Genomic DNA, 26,909 nt, shown 5'->3' with positions numbered 1-26,909 from the left:
CGGTACTGTTTTCCTAGCCAGCACAGGTCACCGCCAGGGTGTGGAGCTGCGTACGGGCCTTGTCGAAAAAGCCGCGCCCAACGGCATCGGGCGAGGCGGCACGGTCAACCTCGGATATATCGCGGATTTTGAAGCTGTTGTTGCACGCGGCGCGGGCACGGTTGAGGCAGGTGCCATGATCGGTGCACCAATAGGCATAGCCTTGGCTGCCATCATTGAAGCGGGCCGCGTAGCCGTTGCTGGGATTGCCGACGCCGACCACATAGCCGGTGGCGGGCGTGTCGGAACAGGCTGTCAGGGCAAGACCGAACAGGCCGACAAGAATAAGGGGTCTGGGCATCTGAGTCTCCGTTTCGAAATGGCGTCAGGATGCGGACAAGGCCGGGCCGGGCCAAGTGTGGGAAACCTGACTTGAAGTCAGCCCGTCACCATCCCGTTGCCGGAAGGTGAAAGGCGTTGCCGCAGATAGCGGGCGCAACCGTGCAGGGCGGCGCTGTCATCGTCGATCAGATACACGGGAATGTCCTGCATGATCTGTGTGTAAGGGCCCTTGGCGGTGAAATGGTTGATAAATCCCAGATCGCCAAGATAGGGCACCACGGCGCGGGCGGTGCTGCCGATAAAGTAAAACCCGCCCACCGGCAGATGAGCAAGCGCGATATTGCCCGCAATCGTCCCCAGAATTTCTGCAAAAAGCCGCAGGCTGTCGGCCGCGGCATCGCTGTCGGTTCCATAGGCTGCGATGATGTCAGCCGGGGTAACGGTTTCACCGGTCAGGAAGCGCCGGATGCGGCTGAGGCCAGGGCCAGAGATCGCGGCCTCGATGGGTTTGTGAAACTGCGTCTGGGACAGATGGGCGATGAATTCGCCTGCTGTGCCCTCCATATGGGGCAGGCTGGAATGGCCGGTCTCGGACGCCGGGACCAGCAGGCCCTGCGGGGTGTTGTGCACAACGGCGATATTGCAGCCGGTGCCAAGCCCCATGACCAGCCGCGTGGCATCGGGTGGGGGCGGTGCGCCGGGAAAAATCGTGGTGATGCAATCGCGGGGCAGATCGTCAAGCGCATAGCCCTGGGCCTGAAGGTCGTTGATCAGGTGGATGGCCGCCGCACCGGTGGCTGCCTGAAGGGCGTTCGCGTCGATGAACCAGTCGAGATTGGTCAGTTGCGCATTGCCATCCCGGACCGGCCCGGCGACGCCGGCGCAAAGCGCCGTGACGGCCCCGGGGTGCAGGTCAAGATAGGCGGACAGGATCGGTGCCAGCCCGCCCTGACCGGCATTGTGAAAGCTTTGCACGCTGTCAGGTTCAAGGCCGTCAACACCGCCCAGTCCGACGCGCGTATTGGTGCCGCCGACATCTGCCAGAAGGAAACGTTCAGTCATCGCGCCAGCGGGCCATTGTCTGTCGTGCGGTCTGGGCCAGCATCACAACGTCGATGCCAACGGCCAGAAACTGTGCGCCCCAGTCGCGGTAGGTTTTCGCGGTGTCGTGATCCAGCCCCAGAATGCCCGTCGCCTTGCCCGAACGCCTGATGCGGTCAAGCGCGTCGCGGATCACCGCCTGCACCTCAGGGCGGTTGCTGTCGCCCTGGTACCCCATATCGGCAGCCAGATCCGAGGGGCCGATAAAGACACCGTCAACGCCGTCGGTCTGGCAGATCGCATCCAGTGCGTCGATCCCGGCGGTGGTTTCGACCTGCACCAGCAGGCACATCTGGTCATTGGCGGTCGGGATATAATCGGGGATGTCGAAAAAGCGCGAGGCCCGGGCCAGCGCCGCGCCTGAACCGCGGATGCCATCCGGCGGGTAGCGCATGGCGCGGACCAGATCGCGGGCCTGATCCGCGGTTTCGACCATTGGGATCAGCAATGTCTGCGCGCCGATATCTAGCACCTGCTTGATCAGCCATGCCTCGCCCATTGGCAGGCGCACCACGGGGGCGCTGTGTTTGCCCTCGATCACCTGAAGCTGGGCCATGATACTGCGCAGATCGTTGGGGGCGTGTTCGCCGTCGATCACCAGCCAGTCGAACCCGGCGGTGGTCAGCACCTCGGTCGCGTAGGGATCGGCGAACCCGGCCCAGCAGCCATAGAGCATGCGGCCCGAAGCAAGGGCGGTCTTGAAGGTGTTTTCGGGGGCGGGCATGGTGGCTCCTTGTCCTGAGTTGGCGCAGCATAGACCGGTGTTGCCGGGAAAGGCGAGGGGCCGGGGGCAGGGAAATGCCGGGAATGCGGATGCGCGAAAGCATGGGCCGGTATCGCCGGTCTGCGGCCTGTGGCGGGCTGGATCGGCGGAAATTGGTCACATTCTCTATCCAATTTTTACTGTACATGTAGTATGTTGCGACCTAGAAAATATGTACGGGGTGGTGCTTGCACCACAAAAGCTGCGATTCCTGCGCCTTGCATATGGGTTTCCCGAACCAGAAACGGCGGTCGATCCGCGTCCCTTGAGATGCGGCAGACGGTTTGTTGGGATCGCTGAAAAATAAATGGGAGGAAACATGACAAAATCACTGAATCGCAGGAAGTTCCTGCGCGGCACGGCACTTGCAGGTGCCGGCGCATTGGCAACACCGGCGCTGGCGCAAAGCGAAGGCGTGACGCTGAAAATGCAGGCGGCCTGGGGCGGCGGGATCTTTCTTGAGAACGCGCAATCCTATGTGAACCGCGTCAACGAAATGTCGGGCGGGGCGCTGACCATCGACCTGCTGCCGGTCAATTCGGTCGTCAAGACCAGCCAGATGCAGGATGCGGTACATCGCGGCGTTCTGGATGCGGCCCACTACGTGCCCGCCTACTGGTATTCGAAATCCAAGGCGGCGTCGCTGTTCGGCACCGGCCCCTGCTTTGGCTGGTCCAGCCAGGAAGTGCTGGGCTGGGTCCATTATGGCGGCGGTCAGGAGCTGTTTGACGAGCTGATGGCCAGCCTTGGGCTGAACGTGGTGTCGTTCTTCAACTCACCCATGCCGGCGCAGCCGATGGGGTGGTTCAAGGAAGAGATCAAGGATGCCAGCCAGATGTCGGGCCTGAAGTACCGCACCGTTGGTTTGGCCGCTGACGTTCTGCTGGAAATGGGCATGTCGGTCGTGCAGCTTCCGGGCGGCGAAATTCAGCCCGCCATGAAGTCGGGCCTGATCGACGCGGCCGAGTTCAACAACCCGACCTCGGACCGTGACTTTGGCATGCAGGACGTGTCCAAGCATTATCACCTGGCCTCGTTCCACCAAAGCCAGGAATTCTTTGAGTGCACGTTCAACAAGAAGAAGTATGACGCGCTGGCGCCCGAGCTTCAGGCGATTCTGAAATATGCGTCCGAGGCCGAGAACTCCAACTTCTACTGGCACAATACCAAGCGTTATGCCGATGACCTGGTCACCCTGCGCGACGAACAGGGCGTCAATGTCTACCGCACGCCCGATAGCGTGATGGCCGAACAGCTCAAGGCGTGGGATATCGTGGTGGATCGGATTTCCGGTGAGGACGAGTTCTTTGCCAAGGTGGTCGACAGCCAGAAAGCCTATGCCAAGAACGTGATGAACTATCTGAACCTGAACCAGCCTGACTACAAGCTGGCCTACAAGCACTACTTTGGCTGATCAGGTATAAGGTTCTGAAACAGAGCCGGGGATCGTGTGATGCGGACCCCGGTTGCCTGTCGCGCGTTCCCGGGGAGGGGCCAAGATGGTCAAAATCATCCACGCAATCGAAGGGCTGAGCCAGTGGGTCGGAAAGGCCTTTGGCTGGTGCATCCTGATCCTGACCCTGTCGGTCAGTTACGAGGTGTTCGTGCGCTACGTGCTCAATGCGCCAACGGTCTGGGCCTTTGACATGATGGTGCAGATGTATGGCGCATTGTTCCTGATGGCCGGGCCCTATGCCCTGGCGCAGGATGCCCATGTGCGCGGCGATGTGCTGTACCGGTTGTTTCCGGTGCGATGGCAGGCGCGGGTGGATTTCACCCTCTATATCCTGTTTTTCTTCCCCGGCATGATGGCGCTGTTCTGGTATGGCTGGGAGATCGCCTCGGATAGCTGGCGCTACAAGGAGGTCAGCTGGAACAGCCCTGCGCGCATCCAGATCTATTTCTTCAAAACGCTGATCCCGGTCGCCGGATTCCTGTTGATGCTGCAAGGGCTGGCCGAGATGATGCGCTGTTGGCTGGCGATGAAAACAGGAAGATGGCTGGAACGGCTGGATGATGTCCATGAAACCGAAGACATGCTGATGCACATGGAAGAAAGCCCGGCGATGCCCGTGCCGCGTCCCGATGACAAGTAAATCGGCTTTGCCCGACCTGAAATTCCGCAAGAGGCCCCGCCGATGACCGATCCCCAAGTCGCAATTTTTATGCTGAGCCTGTTCATCGTGCTAGTGTTGCTGGGCTTTCCCATCGCCTTCACGCTGCTCGCCATGGGCGTCGGCTTTGGCTATTACGCCTATTACCAGGGCTTGCCCGACAGTTTTTCGGGCATCTTCGACAACAATATCTTCTACCTGCTGAACCAGAATACCTATTCGGTGATGGAAAACGACACGCTGGTCGCCATCCCGCTGTTCCTGTTCATGGGCTACGTGGTCGAGCGCGCCAATATCGTCGACCGGTTGTTCTTCTCGCTCTACATGGCGGCGCGTAACCTGCCCGGTTCGCTGGCCATCGCGGCGCTGCTGACCTGTGCGGTGTTTTCAACCGCCTCGGGCATCGTGGGCGCGGTGGTGACGCTGATGGGCCTCTTGGCTTATCCGGCGATGGCCAGTGCCAATTACAACAAGAGTTTTGCGTCGGGGGTGATCTGCGCCGGTGGCACGCTGGGCATCCTGATCCCGCCGTCGATCATGCTGATCGTCTATGCCGCCATTGCCGAGCTGTCGCCCCTGCGTCTTTATGCGGCGGCGGTCTTTCCGGGGTTGTTGCTGGCGGGGATGTACATCGTCTACGTGATGATCCGGGCCACGCTGAACCCGTCCATCGCGCCCAAACCGCGCGAAGAGGACATCCCGCCGCCATCCAAGATCTATCTTGATCTGCTGGTCAGTTTCGTGCCGCTGACGATCCTGATCATGCTGGTTCTGGGGTCCATCTTGGGCGGGCTTGCAACCCCTGCCGAAGCGGCCGCGATGGGGGCACTGGGCGGTCTGGTGCTGGCGGCAATCTACCGTTCGCTGACCTGGACCAAGATCAAGGAAAGCGTGTTCCTGACCGCCAAGGCGACCGCCATGGTCTGTTGGCTGTTCGTCGGATCATGGACTTTCGCGTCAGTGTTCAGCTTCCTCGGTGGGCATGACGTGATCGAGCACTGGTTCCTGGCGATGAACCTGGAGCCCTGGCAATTCCTGGTGTTGGCACAGCTCATCATCTTCCTGTTGGGCTGGCCGCTGGAATGGTCGGAAATCCTGATCATCTTCGTGCCGATCTTCCTGCCGATGCTGGATACGTTCGGGGTGAACCCGTATTTCTTTGCTATGCTGGTGGCGCTGAACCTGCAAACCTCGTTCCTGACGCCGCCCATGGCGATGAGCGCCTATTACCTCAAGGGCGTGCTGAAAAAGCAGATTGAGCTGATGGAGATTTTCCGCGGTCTGATGCCCTACCTTGGGATCGTGATCTTCTGCATGGTGCTGATGTATCAGTTCCCGGGGATTGCGCTGTGGTTCCCGGATTACCTCTTTGGCGTCTATATTCCCTGATGAAAGGCGATCTGACCACATTATCGGCGGTCGAGGCCGCGCAGGCGATCCGCGATGGCCGGCTGTCGTCCGAGGCGCTGGTGCGGGCCTGTCTTGACCGGATCGCGGCCACGGATGATGTGATCCGGGCGTGGGCGTTTCTTGATCCCGAGCTTGCGCTTGTGCAGGCGCGCGAGATGGACCGCATTCGTAAATCGGGCAAGGCTGTGGGCGCGCTGCACGGCGTGCCCGTGGGGCTGAAAGACATCATCGACACCCGGTTCATGCCCACCGAATGTGGCACCCCGATCTTTGCCGGGCGGATGCCCGAGGCCGATGCGACCATCGTCAATCGCCTGCGTGAGGCCGGGGCGGTGATCATGGGCAAGCTTTCGACCGCTGAATTCGCCTATCTGCACCCGACGAATACCACCAACCCGCATGATGCGGCGCATACCCCCGGGGGCTCCTCCAGTGGGTCCGCCGCTGCGGTCGCGGCGCGGCATGTGCCGCTGGCCGTGGGTACGCAGACCGGCGGATCGGTAATCCGGCCCGCGTCGTTCTGCGGCACTTACGGGGCCAAGCCCACGCGCGGGTTGATCCCGCGCACTGGTCTCTTCCGCACCTCTGCCACGCTTGACCAGGTTGGTGGATTTGCCAACACGCTGGAGGATATGGCGCTGCTGATCGACGTGCTGGGCTGCTTTGATCCGACCGACCCAGACAGTTTTGCCCGCCCCCGGCCCGGCCTGCTGGATGGCGCGCGGGCCACGGCGCCGGTGGAACCGGATATCGCCTGGTTCGATCTGCCTTTTCATGATCGTCTGACGCCCGATGCCGCCGCCGGTCTTGAGGCGGTGATCGACGCGCTTGGCGCGAGGGTCGAACGGTTCCCCGCCGCCCCCCAGCTTGCCGAGCTGGTGGGGGTCCACAAGACGATCTATGATTACGAGATCGCCCGGCAGATGGCCCCGATCAACACCGAGCATGGTAACCGGGTCAGCCCGGAAATGCGCGAGGCGATCAGCCGGGGACACGCAATCAGTGACGGGCAGTATCAGGATGCGCTTGGGGTCAAGGCGTCGGCAGATGCGTTCTTTACCGGTCATTTCAACGATTTTGATGCTATCATGGCGCCGTCTGCCAGTGGTGAGGCGCTGCCCCTGTCCGATGGAAGCACCGGCGATGCGGTCTATTGCACGATATGGACGCTGGCGGGATTGCCCTGCCTGACCCTGCCACTGCTGGTTGGCGATAGCGGATTGCCCATTGGCGTGCAGCTGATTGGCGGAGTTGAGGAAGATGACCGGCTGATGCGCACTGCCGCCTGGGTGCAGCGCGCGCTGGCCGCCGAAGAACTGACCGAAGAAGAATAGGAAAGGAACGCCCATGTCCCGCCTTGTCACGATCATCGTCGCTGCCATCGGCACGGCCCTGATGATGACCTTTGTTATCGGCTTGTCCTATTCGATTTCCACCGGGTTTGCCGGGTTCTCAGGCGGGCTGCCCTTCATGGTCATCGCCCTCATCGTGATTGCCATGGCGCTTTACGATTTCTGGGAGGAAGCGGTGAAGAAGGATGAATAGATGACACGGCCGGTTCTCTGGTTTCCGCGGCGTTTGTCCGATGCCACGCTGGAGCGGGCACAGGCGAATTACGACTGTATTATCAATTGGGAAGACGGGCTGAGCACGCCCGACGAGATTGTCGCGATGAGTGCCAGGGTTGACGGCATCGTGCCGTGCCATTCCGAGGTGTTTTCGGCGGATGTTGTGGCGCGGCTTGGTCCACGGCTGAGGATCATCGCCAACCATTCGGTCGGGGTGGATCATTGTGATCTGTCGGCGCTGGCGGCGCGTGGCATTGCGGTGACCAACACGCCCGATGTGCTGTCCGATGCCACCGCTGAGATTGCCATGCTGCTGATGCTGGGCGCGGCCCGCCGCGCGGTTGAGGGCGACAGGCTGGTGCGCACCGGTGCATGGCAGGTCTGGTCGCCCAGTTTCATGGTCGGCAAGCAGGTGACCGGCGCGCGGCTGGGCATTATCGGCATGGGCCGGGTGGGCCGGGCCTTTGCCGAAAAGGCGCGTGGTTTCGGGATGGAGATCCATTACTACAACCGCACGCGGCTGAACCCGGAGCAGGAGCAGGGCGCAACCTTCCACGATGCTATCGAAAGCCTGCTGGCAGTGTCCGATTTCCTGTCGCTGCACTGCCCTGCCACACCCGAGACGACGGGCTTGATGAATGCGGAACGTTTCAGCCTGCTGCCGGATGGTGCGGTGATCGTGAACACCGCCCGTGGCGCGCTGGTGGACGAGGCGGCGTTGCTGGCGGCGCTGTCCAGCGGGAAACTTTCCGCCGCAGGGCTGGATTGCTTTCAGACCGAACCTGGCGGCAATCCTGCGTTCGCGGCGCATGAGAACATCTTCATGCTGCCCCATATCGGTAGCGCAACCGGTCAGACGCGCGATGCGATGGGGTTTCGCGCGCTGGACAATCTGGATGCGTTTTTCCGTGGCGACAGGCCCGGCGACCTGCTGTGATCGTGGCGGGCATGGACAGCGCCGGACGGGTGTGATTCAAGGTCTGTCATGAGTGACGTAAATCGTGTGCCCTATCTGGTGACGGCGGTGGTGGTTCTGACCACCTGCGCAATCCTGTTGTGGATGGGGCGCGTGCCGTGGTGCGCCTGCGGTCATGTCGATCTCTGGGGCACGGTGGGCACCAACGAAGGCTCGCAACAGCTGTTCGACTGGTACACGCCCAGCCATCTGCTGCATGGTTTCATCTTCTACGCGGCCTTGTGGCTGGTGGCCCGGCGCATGTCCCTTGGAGGCCGTCTGGTGATTGCCACGCTGGTCGAGTGCGCCTGGGAGATTGCGGAAAATACCAATGCGGTGATCGAGCGGTATCGCGAGGTCACCATATCGCTCGATTATTACGGCGACAGCGTGCTCAACTCCTTTTCGGACATCATGGCGATGCTGATCGGGTTCTGGCTGGCGCGGGTGCTGCCGGTCTGGGCCAGCTTTGCCATCGTCATCGGGTTCGAGCTTTTGACGATGGTGATCATCCGCGACGGGCTGGCGCTGAATGTGATCATGCTGCTCTGGCCATTGGACATCATTCGTGACTGGCAGGCCGGGTTGTGAGCCGGGTTTACTTTTGTCCTGAAAGCCCGCACAGATTTTGCCCATGAATGACCACCTCAAAGGATTGCTGTTTACGACGCTGGGCGTGCTTTTCGTGGTGCCGGATTCGCTTTTTGTGCGGCTGATCGTTGCGGACCCGCTTGTCGTGGCGTTCTGGCGTGGCATGACATCGGGGCTGATCATTCTGGCCGGTCTGCTGGTGGTGCAGGGCACGAAAGGGTTCGGCGAGGTGCTGCGCTGTGGCTGGCCCGGCGTCATCTACATGTTTCTGATCGGATCGACCGCGCCGGGCTTTGTGCTTGCCATCACCCAGACCAGCGTCGCCAATGTGGTGTTCATCTTTGCCTCGATGCCGGTCTTTTCCGCGATTTTCAGCCGCGTTTTTCTGGGAGAGCCGATCCGGCTGCGCATGGTTCTGACCATGGCGGTGGTCATGGTGGGGCTGGGGATCATCGCCTATGGGTCTGAAGAATCCGAGATCGCCTCGTGGAAGGGTGATGCGTGGGCGCTCTATGTCACGATCGCCTATTCCGGGGCGCTGACGGCGGTGCGCAAGGTCAAGGAAATCTCGATGATACCGGCAATCCCCATCGCCTATATCGGGTCGGCGCTGGTTTTCTGGCCGTTCATCGCACCGGTTGAAGCCTTTCCCGGACAGTGGGAGCTCTTTGTCGGGCATGGCGCCTTTATTGCCATCGCCACCTGCTTTCTGACACTGGGGCCGCGCTTTATCAGTTCCGCAGAGGTGTCACTGCTGATTTTGCTGGAATCGGTGCTGGCGCCTATCCTGGTCTGGGTCGTGATCGGCGAAGACCCCGGCGAATGGGCGCTGATCGGAGGCGCCGTTGTGATCGGCGCGCTTTTCGTGTCGAACCTGGTGGTGCTGATGCGCAAGAAACCAACACGGCAGGCCTAGGCCCGACACGGACCTTTTCAATGTTCTTTCTAACTGCGGGCCGGCTTTTTCTCTGGCTCCGGCACTTCGGGGATTTTGGGTGTCTCGGGGTCATTCTCGTAATGCGGCGACATGATCTGGATGCCTTCACGATGCAGCAGGTCGAGTATGTTGCCGCGCAGATCCGATAGGATGCGCGGTATCTGATTGCCACGTGTTGAAAAGCCGTTGATTTCATACGTGACCGCGAAATCGCCCAATGCGCTGCGCAAAACGAAAGGAGGCGGGGATTTCTTGATGCCATTGGTCTGGCGCGCGGCTTCGATCAGCAGCGCCTCGATTTTCTGCTGGGGTTCGTCATATCCGATCCCGACCGTGGTATGGAGCAGAAGGCCGCGACCATCGATATGCTGGCTGTAATTGACCACTTCGGAATTCAGAAGTTGCGCATTCGGAATAGAAATCAGTTCGTTCTTGAAGGATTTCATATGTGTTTCCGTCAGCTTGATGGCTGTTACCTCTCCGATATGGCCACCGATCTTGATGCGATCGCCGACATTGGTGGATCGCCGATAGATCACGAAAAGACCCGCCAGAATATTCGAGACGACGGAATTGGAGCCAATCGAGACCATCACACCCAAGAGGATCGACATGCCCTGAAACGCCGCCGAATCTGATCCGGGGATGTAGGGGAAGGCGAGGATGATCGCCGACGCGATCAGCACGGCCCGGATGATATTGAAACTGGGCCAGACCCAATGCGCCTGAAAGCCGTCAATGCGGACGGTGCCGGCCTCGATATTCTCGAAGGTGACGCGCGCGATGCGGATCAGGTAGCGGGTCACGAAAAAGATGATCAACAGCACAATGAGGCTGGGAATGAACCCGACAAATGCGTGGCCGGCCTCGATGATTGGATCGGTGAAATGGTTCAGCAGCAATGTTGCCACCGGGCGGGTTTCGGCAAAGCTGAACAAAATGATCGAGACGTAATAGTAAAGCACCACAAAGTACAAAACCATCAGCACGCCCTGTACGGCGACGGCGACAACTTCGGCGATGGCGCGTGATCTTACGATCTCCTGCGTCGCCTCTTCGACGACGCGCCATTTCCGCTGGATCAGTCGTTCGACGCGGGTCTTGAGGTGGCGGTTGAGCCATACCAGTATTGCGGTGAAGGCAACAAAGACGGCAGTCCAAAGCAAGCCTGCAATCAGACCGCGCTGGCGGGCCGCCGAAGTACGTTCAACACGGTATAGTCGAATGGATTCCTGGATCAGTTCTGAATAAAGCCGGGCCGTAAGTAGCGTATCGTCCAACCCTTCGCGCCCTGCGTCGGGTCCGGTGACAATCACTACCTGCGCGCCGTCGATGTTCACGGCATGGCCGAATTCATTTTCAATGACATCGATGTTCATCGACATGGATTCCGAGGCATCCGCGATTTCGATGATCCGCTGGCTGACAACCGCTGCGCGATCCTCGGCGGAAAAGCTGGATGTGCCGCTTAGGGTGATGACGGTCTGGCCGTCTACCACGACCGGGGCCGTCAGATCGGTGCTGACCTCCTCCTGGGTTTGGCTGTGGCCCATAGATGCGATTAGACACAGCAGAACTGTCAGCAATAAATGTCGGCCCGCCGCATAACCTGGCAAATGTTTCATGGGCTTGTCCCCCTCCCAAGGAGTCCAGAGGACAGCCAAACCTGCTGATGAGGCAAGAAAATTCGCATCTTTGCCTTCGATTTTTTTACGATTTTTGCGGCACCGCAGAAGGCACTGCCCAAAAAGACACCATTCCGGCGCAGGGCATAAATTTTCTACGCACATCGGACCGAGTTCGACTAAGGTCGTGTGAAATGGATTGAAAAGCCGCTCAAAAGCCGGAGCGGTTCGATAAAGCATAGCGGGATATTATCGCATGGCGCAGCCACCAAAGGCCAGTTTCACCGAAGGCAATTTGATGAAGCATGTCTCGGTCATGTCCTTGACCTCCAGCCTTGGGATCATGGCGATATATGTTGTCGATCTTTGCGATATTTTCTTCATTTCGTTGCTGGGCGAAAAAGAAATGGCGGCTGCGGCGGGTTTTGCCAGCACCCTGATGTTCTTCATCAGCGCGATAAGCATTGGCGTTTCGATCGCTACCGGATCCCTGGTTTCGGCAGCACTGGGGGTCAATGATCGCAAAACGGCACGGGAGATTGCCACCACGGCAGCAGTGGTCGTTATCGGCGTTTCGATCATATTGCCGACGATTTTCCTGCTTAATCTTGAATACCTCTTGAGCCTGATCGGCGCGACCGGTGTCGTCGCTGAAATGGCCAGCCGGTATCTTTGGATCATCTTACCGTCGACGGTCCTTTCGGGCATATCAATGGTGGCTGTATCCGCTCTTCGGGCCGATGGCGAAGCAAAATGGTCGATGTATCCGTCGCTATTGGGGGCGCTGGTAAATCTGGTTGCAGATCCGATTTTCATCTTCGCACTGGGTTTCGGTCTGGAAGGGGCGGCCATGGCCACGGTCCTGGCGCGCATGGCAACATTTTCCGTGGCCAATTACGCGACCATCAAGCGCAACAACCTGTTTGCCTCCCCGAATGCCAATGAATGCGCGCGGCATCTGATGTCCGTGCTGCGGTATACGTTCCCGGCGGTTTTTTCGTCTCTGGCCGCGCCGGTGGGCATGGCGATTGTCATGCGGTACATCGCCCGTTTTGGTCCCGAGGCGGTTGCTGGCATGGCGGTTGTCGGCAGGCTCTATCCGGTGGTGTTTTCGGTGGTGAGTGCGCTGTCGGGATCAATCGGGCCAATCATCGGGCAGAATTTCGGTGCCGGGTTTAGCGACCGCGTCAAAGAAGCCTATTTCGACGCGCTCAAGTTTTTGCTGGTCTATGTGATCTGCATTGCGGTCATCCTGTTTTTAACGCGCAGCCCGATTGCTGATGCCTTCTCGCTTTCGGGTTTGTCCCGCGATTTGCTTTATCTGTTTTGCGGGCCGCTGGCGATTGTCGCCTTTTTCAACGGGTCGATCTTTGTTTCGAACGCGCTTCACATGAATGTCGGAAAGCCAAGATATCCCGTCATGCTGAGTTGGGGCAGAACGATGGGCATGATTCCCTTCGCGGAATTGGGATCTCGTACCTTGGGGGCGGAAGGGGTGTTCGTTGGCGTGACTGCCGGGGGCCTGGTCTTTTCCGCGATTGCCATATCGCTGAGCATGAGAACGATGGGTAATTTGAGCCTCGCCAAATCCAAAGCAGCAACGGCAGAAGACGGAGTTTCGTCCAGTCAGGAGATCATGCAGAGCGAGCGTTGGGAAGGGTGACATGCGTCACAACGCCAGAGAAGACCGATTTTGCCTTGGCCCAAGGCCAGTTGATCAACATGTCCCACGATATTGATTTTTGCGGTTCTCGGTCGTTACGAGCTGATATATCCCCATCGGTAAGATTGGGGTCTACGTTGAAATTCACAATTATTAGGCGAGTTCACTGCCAAGGCATTAGCCCCGGACAGTCGACTGATTTGCTTTAATATAAGGGCTTTCTTCCTGAGGTTTGGGTTTATTATCTACCTTTGCGTGTACGTTTCTCTAAATATTAATATCTTATTAACCTTTCTTTACTAAGCGTTAACGCGTTTTTTGTCAGGGTCGGTCTTATGCGCATTTTACTTCTGGAGGACGACGAGCCCACCAGGGAGCTCTACAAGGAGTGCATTACCGATGCTGGCCATGAGGTGATCGCATGCGACACGATTGAGCGGGCAATAACGGTTCTTCGGACGACACATATTGATCTGTTGGTGATCGACCTACTGATCGGTAATTCAAACAGTTTGGGCTTTGCGCAATTTGCCGGATACGCGGCGCCAGATGCAGAAATCATCCTGATCACGGGTACCGGAAGCTATGCAAAGGGCGAGGTGTTAGCGGAATATCCCTGTATCAACTGGATATTGCGCAAACCACTTCCGATTGGCGATCTTGAGGCCTTTGTCGATTATGCGGGCCAGCGCAGGTCAAAACGGTGCCTGGCACAGGTAACGTAACAGGGAACCTAAAACATGCGCCGGGAAGGGCGGCGCAGGGAATGTCCGCGCCTGTGCTGAGGTGATCGTTTTCCCAGGGGGGTAGTGACAATGAACAAGGAGGCGACCGCGCCCCTGCGTGCGGACCGGGCCACGGGCATCTCACCCGAGATTGTCAGAAGCGAAAGGAAGTCGCTTGAGGCGCACAGCCGGCTTCGTTTTGTTCACTGGCTGGTGGTTTTTCTGTCCATCGTCCTGACAGTTTCGATCTGGCAATATTCACGCGTGCAAATCGCCCTGAGGACCGAAGCACGGTTCGACCACGCGGCCAATCAAGTCGCGGATCTGATCAGAGAACGCCTGCAAAAATACGAGCTCGCTCTATGGTCGGGCGTTTCTGCGTTGAAAACCCACGACAACGATGTTGATCTGGCGAGATGGCGAACCTTTGCCGCAAATCTGGAGATCGAACACAGATATCCCGGCATTAACGGAATCGGCGTGATCCACCAGGTCGCACCGGAAGATTTGCAGGATTATCTTGACCGGGAACGTCGCGACCGCCCAGATTACCGTATTCATCCGCCGCATGATGGCGATATTTTTCAACCCATCACATATATCGAACCAGTGGACATCAATGTCGAGGCTGTCGGTCTTGACATGGTGCATGAAGCCAATCGTCACACCAGCCTGAATCAGGCCAGGGACACCGGAACAGCACAGATCACGGGCCCGATCATTCTGGTGCAGGACAAAGGCCGGACGCCGGGCTTTCTGTTCTTTGCCCCATTCTATGACAGCGATGACCCTTCGACAGTTGAGAGCCGTCAGGCCAGCTTTGCCGGTGCTGTGTATGCGCCGTTTGTTGTCAAAAAGCTGATGAGCGGCGTTCTGGACAAAGACCGCCGGTCAACCACGCTGCGGATCACTGACGGTGACAAGATTATCTATGACGAAATTCACGCGGAAGATTCAGATTATGATGATGATTCGCTTGGTGAAAAACGCATCTCAATGCCGTTCTACGGTCGCGAGTGGATGCTCGACATACGCGCAGGGCTTGAGTTTCGCGCCAGGAATTCAGGCTTTGAATCCACCGCTCTTTTGATTGCTGGCATCATCATAGATTTGGCATTGCTTACCTTGTTCTTCTTGCTATCACGCGCAAACCGACGCGGGTTGCGATTTGCCGATATGGCCACTGAGGCCCTCAATGCTGAATCCCGGGCGTTGCAGGATACAAATCAAAAGCTTGAATTGGCCCGCGCAGAGGCTGAGAGCGCCAGCGAGATGAAATCCGTCTTTCTTTCGACAATGAGCCATGAGGTGCGCACGCCCCTGACGGCAATCAGCGGCATATTGGTCCTGCTGGAACGCGCCGGGCTTCCGCAAAAGCAGAACAAACTGGTTCAGGCCGGGAAAATGGCGTCGGATAAGCTGATGAAGTTGCTGACCGATGTGTTGGATTCCTCGCGTCTCGAAGCTGATGCCGTGGAATTGTGGGAACGCGAAATTGATGTGAGACCCCTGGTCGAGGAATGGCGCACTCTGGCTGAGGGAATGATCGAGAAACTTGAAAAAGATATCACCGTCGTCACGGAAATTTCTAGCGATACCCCCAATAGGATCATCATAGATGACATTCGGCTGTCGCAGGTTCTGAACAACCTGATGGACAATGCGATCCGGTTCACCGAAACCGGCACAATCACCATCAGCACCTTCGCCGAAGAAGGTAGCCCGGGCCAGGTCGCCTCGGTCGTTATCTCGCTTGCCGACACCGGCGTTGGCATCGCAGAGGAAGACCTTGCGGGCATTTTTGAACGTTTCAGACAAGTTGATGGCTCTCTGACACGTGCGCGCGGAGGTGCCGGGCTTGGACTGGCGATAAGTTATGATCTGATTGAACTGATGGGGGGCGACCTCGACGTGTCGAGCCAGCTTGGCAAGGGCACGAAGTTCGAATTGCGCCTGCCGGTGAGGGGCGTGCAAAAGAAAGGCGATGACATTGCCTAAAGATGTACTTGTTGTTGAAGATGACGAACTTTCGCGCTTTGTGATTGCAGAAATGTGTCGTGAGTTGGGGTTTCAGTGCCTAACGGCCAGCGGCGGTCAGCAGGCCATTGACGTTGTCACCGAAAATGCCAGCACGATTGGCGTCGTTCTCATGGATATTCACATGCCGGCGGTTTCCGGTCTCACTGTAACCAAAGCCATCCGTGATCACCCTTCAGATCCCCCGAAAAACCTTCCCGTGGTTGCCATTACCGCGGACATACAATAGCACAGCCTTGATCGCTGCCTTGAGCACGGATTTAATTCCGTTCTGCCTAAACCCTTAAGTTTTGCCGAGCTTTCCGCGACGCTGCAACAATATGGGGCATGACCTACCTGGCTTCGGCAACCATTAATCTGGTCGTGCTGCGGATGTCCCTGATGGCACTCTCAGCCATCGTTTTGTGCTTTCCGGGCCTAATTCCAAACTTCATTCTTTGGTGGTTGCGACGCGCCTGAAATTCTTTCGTTATGCAGTGATGCCGATCTGGCCCAAAGGTGCCGACGGGTCATGGTACAAAAACCGCGATGTTCGCTGGGTGTTGGGATGGTTTGTAATCTCAGCACGCAGTTTGCAGTAGCAGTGAACATTATAAGCTGATTTTTTGCGTTGATCATTTGCTGTGGTATGATTCCGTATTCAAGCAAAGGAATTAGGCATGTTCGAAGATTTAAGCCCTGTCATTATCTTCCGTATGTCTGAACGATTGCTGCTGACCGGCATTGTTATCGTCGTGGCGCTGGTCGTGCTCGTTGGATTCTGGAAAACCGTGCAGCGGGTGACGTTGAAGGATGGTGGCCCTCTTGGGGTCGCTGGGTCGGTGGCACTATCCACACCGGTCTTCGCCCTGCTGGCAATCATACTTTACGCTTGGGTGAGCTTGTCACATCCGATCTCTTTTAACGCCGCGAAATCTGCGCCTGAGCCGGGCGGCGCGCAGGTCGCGGCGTTGGGCGGAGACACCACGGAGCAATTCACCGGTGCGGTCAATACACAAACCCACGCCGTGGCCCCCGAAGATGTCAGCAACTATGCCCGTCAACGCACCCGCCATCAGATATGGACGCTGAACTGCCTTGCGGATTCGACCGTCGTGCGTGCGCCCGCGCAAACGGACCTGACCGATATAAAGCTCAGGCTGATGCAGGATGTCTGGCACAGCGACTGGGACAACCCGCTGAAGTTCGAAAACTGGGCGCGCAACCCCTCTGAGGGTTCCAAGCCACCGCCCGAAGCGCTTGAGTTCTTTGACGGAAGACATACCGGATGCTGAAATTAGCCTTTGTCTTCTGCTTTGCATACATAGGCATCGCAAGTGCCGAGGTCGTTTATACCCCGACCGAACTGCAACGCGTTCGCGAGCGTGCGATCCCGGCAATCCAATCGGTGATGCGCCAAGATATCGTGCCGCGACTGCCTACGCAGTTTCGGGATCGTGCCAGCAGGGTGCAGCTTAAATTTCCCGAACGTGGCCCGGGCCCGATGTCGTTCTACGCCGCGCCTGCCCGACAGGAGATATTCCTGCCGCTGACGTCTTTGCGTTTCTACGACGACATCGCGACGCTGCACGCATGGTTTGAAGCGCGCAATTGTCCGCAGGAGTATATCCAAACCTATCTTGCGGCACTTCTTAGGGCAGGTGAGGATTTGCCCGCGCCGCTCGTTGCGTTCGGGCTTGATCGGGACAAGCTATTTGCCGACAGCTACACCTACGACCTGAGCGGCAAGATTTTCTCCTCGGGTGTGCAATTCCTTCTGGCCCACGAATTGGGGCATGTACTTCTTGACCATCGCACCGGGATTGGCGGCGAGGAAAGCCAACGGCAGGAAGCCGAGGCTGATGCTTTTGCGCTGGATCATTTCGCGCGCCTGGGCGGTAATCCGATGGGCATTTTCTGGTACTATCAGGCCGCCTGGTGGCACGATCCGGCAAGCGAAAAGGGGCGGCGCGAGAATACCCATCCTGTTTCGGCGGATCGTATCCGAGCAATGGCTGCGAGACTGAGGGAAAGCCCGGGCGAATTTGCGCATGGTGAAGTCAATCCCGCGCGCGAAGCTGAACTTATCTCTCAACTGGGTATGATGACCGCAGAATTCGCCAACCTTATAGATGATGACAGCTTTCTAAGCAGAATTGCTCCCGCGATGTTCAACGACTTTCCGCTGTCCAATCTGCGCCTTTCCTGCCCGCACTGACCAGCTGAACGGAATGCTTTTTGAGGGCGTATGCGGCACCGCCTGATTTGGGCGGTGCCGCTGGTTTTCAGCCAGGTGTTGTTTCCTGCGCGATATTGTTGCGCTCGTTACATTCCTCGACCTGATCGGTGTTGTCCGCCGCAACCGAGATGGTGCAATCGGGATCAAAGCAGTTGCCGCCCCGGGGCGTGGTGACCGGCACGGTTACCGACTGGCCAGGCAACAGCGATTGCAACATCGCCGGGACCGAGACCGACTGGTTCGGATCAAGGATCGCCCGCGCCGAGAATGGCCCACTGGCGGCATTGCCGATATTTTCAATCGTGTAGTCGGTTGTGGTCACGCAGCTGCCCGAACCACTGGGGCAACTGACCTGCGGGCCGCCGATGTCGCGAACCCGGAGGTCTGGACACATTTCGACAGGCGGTTCCTTGGGCTTGATCACATGTTCGCGGATCTGTTCGATCTCAAGCGTGGTCGACAGGGCGGGTGCACCAGGGCAACCACCGCCAGTCTTGCAGCACTTGCGATGTTTGTCGCAGGAATGCTCGCCGCAACCGCCACCGGAATGACCGCATGGTGGTGCTTTTTCCGTATCCCGGCTGGTGTAGACGCCGGTCACATCAAGCCGTGAGGCGCTTTCGATGGTGACATAGCCCTCGATATAGGACGCGGGCAGCCCGTTCGGGAACACCCGCCGTTCGACATCGGCGCAATCGACCTTGAGCGCTTCGTCAGGCCCCAGAATATCGGTGGCAATCTCAGCCACCTTACCGGGGCGCTGTTCTTTTGGCGGGTAGGTCAGCGACAGGGTCTTGGTCAGCTTAACCTTCTGATCGCCGAGGTTGAGCACGTTGATCGTTGTGGCATATTCGCCTTTGACCAACCGCCCGTCGCTTGGCACCGGCTGATAACCGCAGATCAGCTTGGCGGCGTATTTGTACCGCGTCGGCTCGGCGCTGTCGCACACGCCGTTGGCGTTGTCGTCCGAGCAGATGCCAGTATCAATGTCGATCGCGTCGTCCACGCCATTGCCATTCAGGTCGGGCACCTTGCCGGTGAACTGGATGAAAATCCGGTTCGACAACGGGCCGGTGACCATGGTGCCGGTATCGCGATCGAAATAGCGCGCATTCGGATCGGTGATGGTCGCCTCGACATAGACGCGCGCCGAGGGGAACAGCCCCAGAACCGGGCCTTCTTCGCAATAGGGTAGTTCGAGGAAGGAGTGATCCGGTTCCTGCGGCGGTTGCGGCAGGGAGCCGCATTCGGGGTCTGCCTGGCGGAAGGTATCCAGCGCGCGCGGCTCTGCCAGGTTGGCCACAGGCAGTTCTTCGGCACTGCCGACTTCGACATCCCCGCCCTGACGGTCCTGCCAGGGCACGATGCTGCGCCCGTCGACACCGATCATTGCGCCGCTTGCGATCATCTCGTTGATGGCCAGGGTGCGGGGCAGGTGCCGGATACGCACGTCCGACACGATCAGCGGCCCGTTTTCGGGATCGGGCACCGACAAAGTCAGGTGGTAATCGCCGGTTTCGGGATTGAAGGACCCGTCCGGCGTGTAGCCGACGACGCGTGGATGCAGATTCATCGCACTGCCACCTGAAAGCAGGGTCACGTCATTGACGATGTAATTGGTCGTCAGGCCGACACCGACATGAAATTCGGCGCCTTCGGGGATCTCGCCCGAGCCGCCATTGTTCCAGTTCTGCGGGTCGGTAAAGGTGATCTGGTAGCGATCGTAGCTGGTGCCCTGAAAGGTGAGCGATCCGTTCGCGGCAATGTCGGCATCGCCCCAGGGGCTGAGCCCGCCATCATAGACCGATCCGATCTCGGGGGTGTCGTCATCGTCGACCAGAACGGTGATCCGCAGACCATCGGCGGCGGAGTCGTTGGGGTTGATGAAATCCCAGTTGCTGAGGGTCTGTTCATAAAGGCCCACGGCGCCGGCAATCGCCTCGTAGCTGGTATCGCTGAAATGGCGATCCTCGATCCGGTCGGCGCCCGAGGGCGTGTCCATGATGTGATTTGGCCGCGCGTCCTCGGTGGGGCGCGGATCGGCGGAATCATGACCAGGGTTGCCCAGCCGCGAGCTGTGGCCGGGTTCGTGCGAAGTGGTGCCAGCAATTGCGTTGGCCCAGCGGTTCAGCGTGCCATCGCCGGGGGTCAGCAGGCCGTCGAAGCTGCCGCCCGGCTGTGAATTGTCCTCGAACTCACCGGCCCAGACCCGCGCCATGCCGCTGTTGCAGCAAACGCCATAGAAGCCGGTGCCGGTATCACTGCCGATGCCGACGACAAACCAGCTGTCGTCCGTGGGCGTAGGATTGGTGGTGCCATTGGCGCTGGTTGTCTGCACCACCTGGACGTCGAATTCGCAGAAATCGGTCTTGACCCGTTCGGTGATGGCATCGCGGTATTCCGCGGTGGTGCCAAGCGCGGGATCAAGATCCGCGGCGTCGAAGGGTTCCAGCGGGTTAGTGACCTCGCCGAATATCGGGGTCGGGAAATCGCTGTCCTGTGATGTCGGGAAATAGAGATAGAGTACCAACCCGTCGCCGGAGCGATCGGCCTGGCAATCTACCGAGGCGGCGTGGGAGAACGTGGTTCCGGAAATGAGCAGCAAAAAGGCTGTAACGGTATGAAATATATACTTAAATATGGAAAATTTGCGTGTCATGATATCCTCTTTTCATAAAAAAGACGTTCAGTTTTCTCCTTCTGGTAATCTGTCGGCGATGCCTGATAGATGTTCTGCGAGCCAGGAGGATTGGCGGTATTCTTCTAGCGCCGCATCGTCGCAAAGCCGTGCAATCCGACCCAGTTCGGTGGGCCGGTAACAATCAAAAAAACCTGTGATGGCATCGTTAAAGTCGGTCGCATCAACGCGGTAGTATTCTGATGTCCCACCCAAATACGTGCTGCTCTTCAGATGCGCGGGCGGGCGGGATAGGGCGGCAAGATAGATCGCTGTCGCATCTGCCGGCAGCTCTCCTTCTCCGGCGGCACCAACGGGCGTAAGGGTGACATCGCCCGTTGCACCGGGGTCTGCGAACAGCACTACATGCTCTCCTTCCTTGTAGTCGTGCCACCGGTCGCCAAGGCGCAGTGTGTCGATCCTTTGAACAGTCAGCACATCTTTTGGTTCAGCGTTGCGATAGGGATGATCAACGACCAGATCATAGGTCTTGTCTGTGATGTTCCGGATCTTACCGCTCACGACTATTTCTGCCCGGGTGAGCATCTGAAACAGTGTCATTTGCGCGTAGTCAGCCAGCGCCGAAGGCAGCGGCGCGATCAGAAATGCAACAAACAAAATACCTATCGACGCTGAATTGCCCATTGGCCCTCCGTCGACTCAACAATGTAAAAATTCTATCACAGATTGCAAAAATTGGACAGGTACCCTCCCGGTGATGGGCGGGCTTTCGCCTTGCTAGCCAGGCGTCCCTAAAATGGACTTTGGCTCGGTGGCCGGAGTGACACCTTCCCTCCGTTCGAACATTCGACCAAGAAATCCAGAACGGCAGCTTCGCCCGCCTGCGGTGCTTTTGGTGACAGATAAGGCTATCACCGCAAGGACAATTCCTATCTTGCCATATTGGAAACGAGGTTAGTCAAACCGGTTTGTCACTCGGCGCTCAGGTGATGATTGATGCGATTGGTGCGCCCAGCAAATCCCAATCGGGTTCGACCCCCAGGCCGGGGGCACCGGACATGGCCATGAAGCCGTCCTTGATGACCGGCCCGCCGCTGGCAATGGGATGAGTGGCATATTCGTGAAAGGCCGAAGATTGGAAGTGAAAATCCGACGGCGTTGAATGCGCAAGATGGGCGATGGCGGCATCGCCGATCTCACCGCCCCATGTATCCTCGATCGTCATGATGATGCCCAGTTGCAGGCAGACATCGCGAATGACACGTGATTTGCTGAGGCCACCCATGCGGCTGATCTTGAGGTTGATGACATCCATCGCCCGTTCATTATGGCCACGCAGCACCATTTGCAGGCTGTCCATGCATTCATCCAGGATCATCGGATGGGGCGAGTGATCGCGCACCACGCGGCACTCTTCGTAGCTTTCGCAGGGTTGTTCTAAATAAAGGCTGATGTCTGAGACGGCTGAAACCACAAGGACCGCCTCATGCTGGCGCCAACCGCAATTGGCGTCTGCTGCCAGCTTGTTGCCGGATTGCAACTGGGCCGCGACACGTCTGATGCGGGTGATGTCGGTATCCGCATCGGCACCGACCTTCATCTGAAACTGCGAAAACCCCTGCTCCTGATAGGCGACCAGTTTCTCGGCCATCGCATCGGGATCGTCTCGCGATACGACCTTGAAAAGCCGGACCTTGTCCTGCAAGCGACCACCCAGAAGATCACAGACAGGACGCCCCGTTGCCTTGCCCAGAATATCCCAACAGGCCACGTCGACAGCGGATTTCACGTAAGGGTGCCCCTTGAGCAACTGATCCATCCTGAGGTTGATACCGCCGATATTACATGGATCGTGCCCGATCAGCCCGGGCGCCATGGTTGCGATGCCTGTGCGCGCGCCTTCGGCATAGGCGGGAAGGTAAGCCGGGCCCAATGGGCAAATCTCGCCCACGCCGGTCACGCCTTCATCCGTCCTGATTTCGACAATGGTGCTGTCGAAGGCGGCGAAACTCTGGTTCGACCAGGAATAAGCACCTTCCTTCATCGGCAGGCTGACCTGATAGAGGTTTATTTGGGTGATCTTCATGTGGCGCGCCTTGATTGTTCCCTGGTCGCGATAATGGTTAATCGGTTTAGAAAATTTGTCTATTCCGAAACCGGAAGGCGCGCTTTTGGGATTTAAGTCGGAGCCGTTAGCCGTTAGCGTCGCGCGCGACTGAAACGATGCCTGTAGGAGAGACAAATGGGACAATTCGAAAGCAAACTGGCCGAAATGGGTGTGACTCTGCCCGACGCACCGGTGCCCGTGGCAAACTACGTACCCTATGTGCAGGTGGGCGATATGCTCTTTGTTTCGGGTCAGATCTCACTAGGGCCGGACGGACCGATCACCGGCAAGTTGGGCGAAGACATGGATGCCGACGCCGGGGCCGAGGCGGCAAAACAATGTGCGATCAATCTGCTGGCGCAGGTCAAGGCGGCCTGCGGCGGTGATCTGGACCGACTGGTGCGGGTGGTCAAGCTGGGCGGTTTCGTCAACTCGAGCCCGGATTTCACCGACCAGCCCAAGGTCATCAACGGCGCGTCGGACCTTATTGGCAACGCCTTGGGGGATGCGGGAAAACATGCGCGCGCGGCGGTTTCATCACCATCTCTACCGCTTGGTGTTGCGGTTGAAATCGACGGTGTGTTCCAGATTAAATGACTGAAATACATGCTGATTTTCGGCGTATTCCCATCGCTCACCGGGCGTTGCACGATGTGGCTGATGGGCGGCCCGAAAACTCACGCGCGGCGATCCGTGCGGCGATAGCGGCCGGGTACGGGATCGAGATTGACCTGCAGCTCAGCCGCGATGGCCGGGCGATGGTGTTTCACGACTACGACCTGACCCGCCTGACGGGCATCAACGGCGCGATCCAGCAACGCGATGCGGCAGAGTTGTCGCAGATCGGGCTGTTGGGTGGAGATGAGGGCATTCCAACATTCGCAGAAGTGCTGAAGCTGGTCGCGGGCCGTGTGCCAATGCTGATCGAGCTAAAGGATCAGCATGGCCAGATGGGCGTGACCGATGGCCGGCTGGAACGCGCTGTGGTTGCGGATATGCAGGGGTATGACGGTCCGGTAGGGTTGATGTCGTTCAATCCCAATTCCGTGGTTGAACTGGCGGATCTCATGCCCGGGATCCCTCGCGGTATCGTGTCCGAGCATTTCCCCGCCAAGGATTGGGTGTTGCTCAAGCCCGAAACCCGCGCGCTTCTGAGCCGAATTCCAGATTACGATCGGGCTGGTGCGTGCTTTATCAGCCATTCGGTGCATGATCTGGACAACCCACGTCTTGCCGAGTTGAGAGGGCAGGGCGCGGCGATCTTTTGCTGGACTGTAAGGTCTGAAGCGCAGGAGATTGAGGCGCGCAAAGTGGCTGACAATATCACTTTCGAAAAATATCTGGCTAAGATCCCGTCTTGACCCGTGCCCGTGAAGGCACAGATTGGGAGAGAATGAGCGATACCCAGATTACCATCACCCTGCATGACAGCCTGGCCCGGATTGATGCCGCCGAGTGGGATGCCTGCGCCTGTCCCGAGGCGACGGAGGGTGCTCGGCCCGAAGATCCGTTTACAACTTACCGGTTTCTGAAAGCGCTGGAAGACAGCGGTTCGGTCGGTGTGGGGACGGGGTGGCAGCCGCATTACCTGACCGCCGATTTGGAGGGGCATGTCATTGCCTGCGCACCACTTTTCGCCAAATCGCATAGCCAGGGCGAGTATATTTTCGATCACAATTGGGCCCATGCCTATGAACGTGCGGGGGGGCGGTATTATCCGAAATTCCAGATGGCGGTGCCGTTCACGCCGGTCACCGGTCGCCGGTTTCTGGTGCGCCCGGGATATGAGGAGATCGGGCAATCAGCGTTGGTCCAGGGCGCAGTGCAAGTGGCTGAAAACAATGATTTTTCGTCCCTCCACATCACCTTCTGCACCGAGGCCGAGGCTGCGGTGGGAGGACAGATGGGATTGATGGAGCGTAGCAGTCAGCAGTTTCACTGGGTCAATGCTGGATACAAGGATTTCGACGGATTTCTGGCCTCGCTCAGTTCACGCAAACGCAAGAATATCCGTAAAGAACGGCGGCAGGCCAATGAATTTGGCGGTGAAATCAAGCTGTTGACGGGCGACGAGATAAATCCGGAACATTGGGACGCGATCTGGCGTTTCTATCAGGACACCGGCGCTCGCAAATGGGGCACGCCGTATCTGACACGGGCTTTTTTCGAGATTGCGCATGCGGAATTACGTAATGATATCATGCTGGTACTTGCCTTGCGCGAGGGCCGCCCGGTGGCAGGAGCGATGAACATGATCGGGGCCTCGGCGCTATATGGCCGCTATTGGGGCTGCGTCGAGGATCATCCGTGCCTGCATTTCGAACTGTGCTACTATCGTGCCATCGACTATGCAATTCGTGAAGGATTACAAAGGGTTGAGGCCGGTGCGCAGGGGGAGCACAAGCTGGCGCGGGGGTATCTGCCGGTTGCGACACACTCGCTGCACTGGATCAGGGATGCAGGATTTGCCGAGGCGATTGCGCAATATCTTCAGGCGGAACGCCGCGCCGTCGAGCAAGATATTGAAATCCTTACAGAATATGGCCCATTTCGGAAAGAGATCATGGAGGACCACGAATGAGTGAACGCCTGAGCGATACCGCCCGCAAGACCATGCTGGAGCCGCTGCTTGAGACCGGCTGGGTGTTGGACGAGACCCGGGATGCCATTGAAAAAGAGTTCAAATTCAAAGACTTCGTTGAAGCGATGGGTTTCATGACCTGCGCCGCGATCTGGGCCGAGAAATGGAACCACCACCCGGAATGGTTCAATGTCTACAGCCGGGTGAAGGTCACGCTGACCACCCATGACGTCAATGGCCTGAGCACACTGGACGTGAAACTGGCGCGTAAAATGGACACGTTAGCGGGATAGGGATTCCGGACAAGGCGTACGGAATATACGCGCGAAACGTACGGAAATCGGGCCCTCTGCGATCCCCTGCGTACGGGCCGTACGGTTTGTGATTGTCATTGCGCCAAATGCTCCCCTATCGTGGCGGAATTCCACCCCCGTCAACATTTACAGAAGGCCCTTACCCGACATGACCACGCTCAGCCTGTCTCTGGAAGAAATCCATAAGCTTGCCCATGACACGATGACAGCCAAAGGCTGTGACGCGGCCAATGCCGGGGCGCTGGCTGATATCATCACCCGGGCCGAGCGGGACGGATCCCATTCCCACGGGCTGTTCCGGGTGCCAGGCTATGTCAAGGCGCTGCGCAGCGGCAAGGTTGATGGCAAAGCCAAACCGGTGGTCACGCGCAAGACGCCCGCGGTGGTGCATGTCGATGGGGGCGGATGTTTCGCCCCACTGGCGCAGGCGGTGGGATTGCCGGTGCTGGCCGAGGCCGCGGCCGAGATCGGCGTGGCGGCGCTGTCGCTGACAAATATTCATCACTTTGCCGCGCTCTGGCCCGAGACGGAATTTCTGGCCGATCGCGGCCTCGTCGGGATTGCCTGTACAGCCTACATGCCGATGGTGGCCCCGGCGGGATCGACCGAGAAACTGTTTGGGACCAACCCGATTTCATTCGCCTGGCCAAGATCGGGCAAACCGCCGGTCTGTTACGACATGGCGACGGCGGCGATGGCGATGGGCGACGTGCAGATCGCCGCGCGCGACGGCAAGTCGGTGCCGCTGGGCACCGGGCTGGACGCGGACGGGAATGAAACCACCGATCCGGCGGCGATTGCCAAGGGCGTGCTGCTGCCGTTCGGCGGCTACAAGGGATCGGCCATTGCGCTGATGGTCGAGTTGCTGGCCGCAGGGTTGACCGGTGAGAATTTCAGCTACGAGGCGGCGGAAAAGGACAACCACGATGGCGGCCCGCCGCGCGGTGGGGAGATGGTGATCGCCCTGTCGCCCGCGCTGATTGCCGGGGACGGCTGGGAGGCCCATGCAGAAGGGTTCATGAAGCGCCTGAGTGGTCTTGACGGCGTGCGTCTGCCCGGTGCGCGGCGGCATGTGAACCGGCTGGATACCGGTCCGCGTGCGATCAACAAGGAGTTGGTCGAAACCATTCGCGGGCTTGGATAGGGACAGGTCGTGTCCGCTCTGCGGGACAGAATTTACATTCGCTGCACACGCTTCAATGGCCGCTCTTTATTCGTCATAGGTCGTGCTAAGAAACTAA

The 26,909-nt window shown here is 58.5% G+C and carries 26 protein-coding genes; 19 read left to right on the top strand and 7 right to left on the bottom strand.

What is annotated here, in order from left to right; translation table 11 throughout:
* Positions 1 to 13 precede the first annotated feature (13 nt).
* From Q1B27_RS24010 to Q1B27_RS24000, 3 genes are all read right to left on the bottom strand, one after another.
* Positions 14 to 340 carry a hypothetical protein gene (locus tag Q1B27_RS24010; RefSeq protein WP_299852563.1) on the bottom strand — a complete coding sequence of 109 codons (327 nt, stop codon included), beginning with the start codon at positions 338 to 340 and terminating at the stop codon, positions 14 to 16.
* Positions 341 to 417: 77 nt separating this feature from the next.
* Positions 418 to 1,383, bottom strand: a complete 966-nt coding sequence (locus Q1B27_RS24005) for a glucokinase (RefSeq protein ID WP_299852560.1) — start codon at positions 1,381 to 1,383, stop codon at positions 418 to 420.
* The gene (locus Q1B27_RS24000; protein ID WP_299852557.1) at positions 1,376 to 2,146 is read right to left on the bottom strand and encodes an HpcH/HpaI aldolase/citrate lyase family protein; all 771 of its coding nucleotides are present in this window, start codon (positions 2,144 to 2,146) and stop codon (positions 1,376 to 1,378) included. Before Q1B27_RS24000 ends, Q1B27_RS24005 begins: the two co-directional genes overlap by 8 nt.
* A gap of 358 nt (positions 2,147 to 2,504) precedes the next feature.
* Between Q1B27_RS24000 and Q1B27_RS23995 the strand changes: the two genes are divergently transcribed.
* From Q1B27_RS23995 to Q1B27_RS23960, 8 genes are all read left to right on the top strand, one after another.
* Positions 2,505 to 3,599, top strand: coding sequence for a TRAP transporter substrate-binding protein (locus Q1B27_RS23995; protein WP_299852554.1), 1,095 nt, complete (start codon positions 2,505 to 2,507; stop codon positions 3,597 to 3,599).
* 85 nt (positions 3,600 to 3,684) lie between these two features.
* On the top strand, positions 3,685 to 4,281 hold the full coding sequence (locus tag Q1B27_RS23990) for a TRAP transporter small permease subunit (RefSeq protein ID WP_299852551.1): 597 nt from the start codon (positions 3,685 to 3,687) through the stop codon (positions 4,279 to 4,281).
* 42 nt (positions 4,282 to 4,323) lie between these two features.
* The gene (locus tag Q1B27_RS23985; RefSeq protein WP_299852548.1) at positions 4,324 to 5,688 is read left to right on the top strand and encodes a TRAP transporter large permease subunit; all 1,365 of its coding nucleotides are present in this window, start codon (positions 4,324 to 4,326) and stop codon (positions 5,686 to 5,688) included.
* Positions 5,688 to 7,043 (top strand): amidase, encoded by a 1,356-nt coding sequence (locus Q1B27_RS23980; RefSeq protein ID WP_299852545.1) that lies wholly within the window; start codon positions 5,688 to 5,690, stop codon positions 7,041 to 7,043. The genes Q1B27_RS23985 and Q1B27_RS23980 overlap by 1 nt, the downstream gene beginning before the upstream one ends.
* 13 nt (positions 7,044 to 7,056) lie before the next feature.
* The gene (locus tag Q1B27_RS23975; protein ID WP_299852543.1) at positions 7,057 to 7,254 is read left to right on the top strand and encodes a hypothetical protein; all 198 of its coding nucleotides are present in this window, start codon (positions 7,057 to 7,059) and stop codon (positions 7,252 to 7,254) included.
* A complete protein-coding gene (locus Q1B27_RS23970) occupies positions 7,255 to 8,214 on the top strand; it encodes a D-glycerate dehydrogenase (RefSeq protein WP_299852540.1) in 960 nt (319 codons plus the stop codon). It abuts the gene before it with no gap.
* Positions 8,215 to 8,262: 48 nt separating this feature from the next.
* Positions 8,263 to 8,823: a DUF2585 family protein gene (locus tag Q1B27_RS23965; RefSeq protein ID WP_299852537.1), complete on the top strand. Its 561-nt coding sequence runs from the start codon at positions 8,263 to 8,265 to the stop codon at positions 8,821 to 8,823.
* Between the two features lie 43 nt (positions 8,824 to 8,866).
* Positions 8,867 to 9,739 (top strand): DMT family transporter, encoded by an 873-nt coding sequence (locus Q1B27_RS23960; RefSeq protein ID WP_299852526.1) that lies wholly within the window; start codon positions 8,867 to 8,869, stop codon positions 9,737 to 9,739.
* Between the two features lie 29 nt (positions 9,740 to 9,768).
* Here Q1B27_RS23960 and Q1B27_RS23955 read toward each other — a convergent pair whose 3' ends face one another.
* Positions 9,769 to 11,385 (bottom strand): mechanosensitive ion channel domain-containing protein, encoded by a 1,617-nt coding sequence (locus Q1B27_RS23955; protein ID WP_299852523.1) that lies wholly within the window; start codon positions 11,383 to 11,385, stop codon positions 9,769 to 9,771.
* A 256-nt stretch (positions 11,386 to 11,641) separates the two neighbouring features.
* Between Q1B27_RS23955 and Q1B27_RS23950 the strand changes: the two genes are divergently transcribed.
* The 6 genes from Q1B27_RS23950 (at position 11,642) to Q1B27_RS23925 (ending at position 18,007) form a co-directional block, all read left to right on the top strand.
* A complete protein-coding gene (locus Q1B27_RS23950; RefSeq protein ID WP_299852520.1) occupies positions 11,642 to 13,048 on the top strand; it encodes an MATE family efflux transporter in 1,407 nt (468 codons plus the stop codon).
* 335 nt (positions 13,049 to 13,383) lie between these two features.
* Positions 13,384 to 13,773 carry a response regulator gene (locus Q1B27_RS23945; protein WP_299852517.1) on the top strand — a complete coding sequence of 130 codons (390 nt, stop codon included), beginning with the start codon at positions 13,384 to 13,386 and terminating at the stop codon, positions 13,771 to 13,773.
* Positions 13,774 to 13,863: 90 nt separating this feature from the next.
* A complete protein-coding gene (locus Q1B27_RS23940) occupies positions 13,864 to 15,771 on the top strand; it encodes a CHASE domain-containing protein (protein ID WP_299852514.1) in 1,908 nt (635 codons plus the stop codon).
* Positions 15,758 to 16,039, top strand: a complete 282-nt coding sequence (locus Q1B27_RS23935; RefSeq protein ID WP_299852511.1) for a response regulator — start codon at positions 15,758 to 15,760, stop codon at positions 16,037 to 16,039. The genes Q1B27_RS23940 and Q1B27_RS23935 overlap by 14 nt, the downstream gene beginning before the upstream one ends.
* Positions 16,040 to 16,469: 430 nt before the next feature.
* Positions 16,470 to 17,084, top strand: a complete 615-nt coding sequence (locus tag Q1B27_RS23930; protein WP_299852508.1) for a hypothetical protein — start codon at positions 16,470 to 16,472, stop codon at positions 17,082 to 17,084.
* On the top strand, positions 17,078 to 18,007 hold the full coding sequence (locus tag Q1B27_RS23925) for a hypothetical protein (RefSeq protein ID WP_299852505.1): 930 nt from the start codon (positions 17,078 to 17,080) through the stop codon (positions 18,005 to 18,007). The genes Q1B27_RS23930 and Q1B27_RS23925 overlap by 7 nt, the downstream gene beginning before the upstream one ends.
* A gap of 67 nt (positions 18,008 to 18,074) precedes the next feature.
* Here the strand turns inward: Q1B27_RS23925 and Q1B27_RS23920 are convergent, their stop codons facing one another.
* The 3 genes from Q1B27_RS23920 to Q1B27_RS23910 form a co-directional block, all read right to left on the bottom strand.
* Positions 18,075 to 20,687 carry a CARDB domain-containing protein gene (locus Q1B27_RS23920; protein WP_299852502.1) on the bottom strand — a complete coding sequence of 871 codons (2,613 nt, stop codon included), beginning with the start codon at positions 20,685 to 20,687 and terminating at the stop codon, positions 18,075 to 18,077.
* A gap of 27 nt (positions 20,688 to 20,714) precedes the next feature.
* Positions 20,715 to 21,350: a hypothetical protein gene (locus Q1B27_RS23915; protein ID WP_299852499.1), complete on the bottom strand. Its 636-nt coding sequence runs from the start codon at positions 21,348 to 21,350 to the stop codon at positions 20,715 to 20,717.
* A 298-nt stretch (positions 21,351 to 21,648) separates the two neighbouring features.
* Positions 21,649 to 22,752, bottom strand: a complete 1,104-nt coding sequence (locus Q1B27_RS23910; RefSeq protein ID WP_299852496.1) for a cis-3-hydroxy-L-proline dehydratase — start codon at positions 22,750 to 22,752, stop codon at positions 21,649 to 21,651.
* 156 nt (positions 22,753 to 22,908) lie between these two features.
* On the opposite strand from Q1B27_RS23910, the gene Q1B27_RS23905 reads away from it, so the two are divergent.
* From Q1B27_RS23905 to Q1B27_RS23885, 5 genes are all read left to right on the top strand, one after another.
* Complete coding sequence (locus tag Q1B27_RS23905) at positions 22,909 to 23,370, top strand: RidA family protein (RefSeq protein WP_299852493.1); 462 nt, start codon at positions 22,909 to 22,911, stop codon at positions 23,368 to 23,370.
* Positions 23,367 to 24,134 (top strand): glycerophosphodiester phosphodiesterase family protein, encoded by a 768-nt coding sequence (locus Q1B27_RS23900; protein ID WP_299852490.1) that lies wholly within the window; start codon positions 23,367 to 23,369, stop codon positions 24,132 to 24,134. Before Q1B27_RS23905 ends, Q1B27_RS23900 begins: the two co-directional genes overlap by 4 nt.
* A 32-nt stretch (positions 24,135 to 24,166) precedes the next feature.
* Positions 24,167 to 25,354, top strand: a complete 1,188-nt coding sequence (locus Q1B27_RS23895) for a GNAT family N-acetyltransferase (protein WP_299852487.1) — start codon at positions 24,167 to 24,169, stop codon at positions 25,352 to 25,354.
* Complete coding sequence (locus Q1B27_RS23890; protein WP_299852484.1) at positions 25,351 to 25,647, top strand: 4a-hydroxytetrahydrobiopterin dehydratase; 297 nt, start codon at positions 25,351 to 25,353, stop codon at positions 25,645 to 25,647. The genes Q1B27_RS23895 and Q1B27_RS23890 overlap by 4 nt, the downstream gene beginning before the upstream one ends.
* Before the next feature lie 169 nt (positions 25,648 to 25,816).
* Positions 25,817 to 26,812, top strand: coding sequence for an Ldh family oxidoreductase (locus Q1B27_RS23885; RefSeq protein ID WP_299852481.1), 996 nt, complete (start codon positions 25,817 to 25,819; stop codon positions 26,810 to 26,812).
* The last annotated feature ends 97 nt before the right edge of the window (positions 26,813 to 26,909 follow it).

Origin of the sequence: uncultured Roseovarius sp. (genome assembly GCF_947489715.1) — a bacterium.
Lineage (GTDB): Bacteria > Pseudomonadota > Alphaproteobacteria > Rhodobacterales > Rhodobacteraceae > Roseovarius.
Note: the sequence above shows the minus strand (reverse complement) of the source record. Positions and strands in the feature narration are given on the sequence as shown.

Bases quoted from the DNA above. Each gene is read 5' to 3' on its own strand.
- Q1B27_RS24010 (WP_299852563.1), bottom strand. From the start codon at position 340: ATGCCCAGACCCCTTATTCTTGTCGGCCTGTTCGGTCTTGCCCTGACA.
- Q1B27_RS24005 (WP_299852560.1), bottom strand. From the start codon at position 1,383: ATGACTGAACGTTTCCTTCTGGCAGATGTCGGCGGCACCAATACGCGC.
- Q1B27_RS24000 (WP_299852557.1), bottom strand. From the start codon at position 2,146: ATGCCCGCCCCCGAAAACACCTTCAAGACCGCCCTTGCTTCGGGCCGC.
- Q1B27_RS23995 (WP_299852554.1), top strand. From the start codon at position 2,505: ATGACAAAATCACTGAATCGCAGGAAGTTCCTGCGCGGCACGGCACTT.
- Q1B27_RS23990 (WP_299852551.1), top strand. From the start codon at position 3,685: ATGGTCAAAATCATCCACGCAATCGAAGGGCTGAGCCAGTGGGTCGGA.
- Q1B27_RS23985 (WP_299852548.1), top strand. From the start codon at position 4,324: ATGACCGATCCCCAAGTCGCAATTTTTATGCTGAGCCTGTTCATCGTG.
- Q1B27_RS23980 (WP_299852545.1), top strand. From the start codon at position 5,688: ATGAAAGGCGATCTGACCACATTATCGGCGGTCGAGGCCGCGCAGGCG.
- Q1B27_RS23975 (WP_299852543.1), top strand. From the start codon at position 7,057: ATGTCCCGCCTTGTCACGATCATCGTCGCTGCCATCGGCACGGCCCTG.
- Q1B27_RS23970 (WP_299852540.1), top strand. From the start codon at position 7,255: ATGACACGGCCGGTTCTCTGGTTTCCGCGGCGTTTGTCCGATGCCACG.
- Q1B27_RS23965 (WP_299852537.1), top strand. From the start codon at position 8,263: ATGAGTGACGTAAATCGTGTGCCCTATCTGGTGACGGCGGTGGTGGTT.
- Q1B27_RS23960 (WP_299852526.1), top strand. From the start codon at position 8,867: ATGAATGACCACCTCAAAGGATTGCTGTTTACGACGCTGGGCGTGCTT.
- Q1B27_RS23955 (WP_299852523.1), bottom strand. From the start codon at position 11,385: ATGAAACATTTGCCAGGTTATGCGGCGGGCCGACATTTATTGCTGACA.
- Q1B27_RS23950 (WP_299852520.1), top strand. From the start codon at position 11,642: ATGGCGCAGCCACCAAAGGCCAGTTTCACCGAAGGCAATTTGATGAAG.
- Q1B27_RS23945 (WP_299852517.1), top strand. From the start codon at position 13,384: ATGCGCATTTTACTTCTGGAGGACGACGAGCCCACCAGGGAGCTCTAC.
- Q1B27_RS23940 (WP_299852514.1), top strand. From the start codon at position 13,864: ATGAACAAGGAGGCGACCGCGCCCCTGCGTGCGGACCGGGCCACGGGC.
- Q1B27_RS23935 (WP_299852511.1), top strand. From the start codon at position 15,758: ATGACATTGCCTAAAGATGTACTTGTTGTTGAAGATGACGAACTTTCG.
- Q1B27_RS23930 (WP_299852508.1), top strand. From the start codon at position 16,470: ATGTTCGAAGATTTAAGCCCTGTCATTATCTTCCGTATGTCTGAACGA.
- Q1B27_RS23925 (WP_299852505.1), top strand. From the start codon at position 17,078: ATGCTGAAATTAGCCTTTGTCTTCTGCTTTGCATACATAGGCATCGCA.
- Q1B27_RS23920 (WP_299852502.1), bottom strand. From the start codon at position 20,687: ATGACACGCAAATTTTCCATATTTAAGTATATATTTCATACCGTTACA.
- Q1B27_RS23915 (WP_299852499.1), bottom strand. From the start codon at position 21,350: ATGGGCAATTCAGCGTCGATAGGTATTTTGTTTGTTGCATTTCTGATC.
- Q1B27_RS23910 (WP_299852496.1), bottom strand. From the start codon at position 22,752: ATGAAGATCACCCAAATAAACCTCTATCAGGTCAGCCTGCCGATGAAG.
- Q1B27_RS23905 (WP_299852493.1), top strand. From the start codon at position 22,909: ATGGGACAATTCGAAAGCAAACTGGCCGAAATGGGTGTGACTCTGCCC.
- Q1B27_RS23900 (WP_299852490.1), top strand. From the start codon at position 23,367: ATGACTGAAATACATGCTGATTTTCGGCGTATTCCCATCGCTCACCGG.
- Q1B27_RS23895 (WP_299852487.1), top strand. From the start codon at position 24,167: ATGAGCGATACCCAGATTACCATCACCCTGCATGACAGCCTGGCCCGG.
- Q1B27_RS23890 (WP_299852484.1), top strand. From the start codon at position 25,351: ATGAGTGAACGCCTGAGCGATACCGCCCGCAAGACCATGCTGGAGCCG.
- Q1B27_RS23885 (WP_299852481.1), top strand. From the start codon at position 25,817: ATGACCACGCTCAGCCTGTCTCTGGAAGAAATCCATAAGCTTGCCCAT.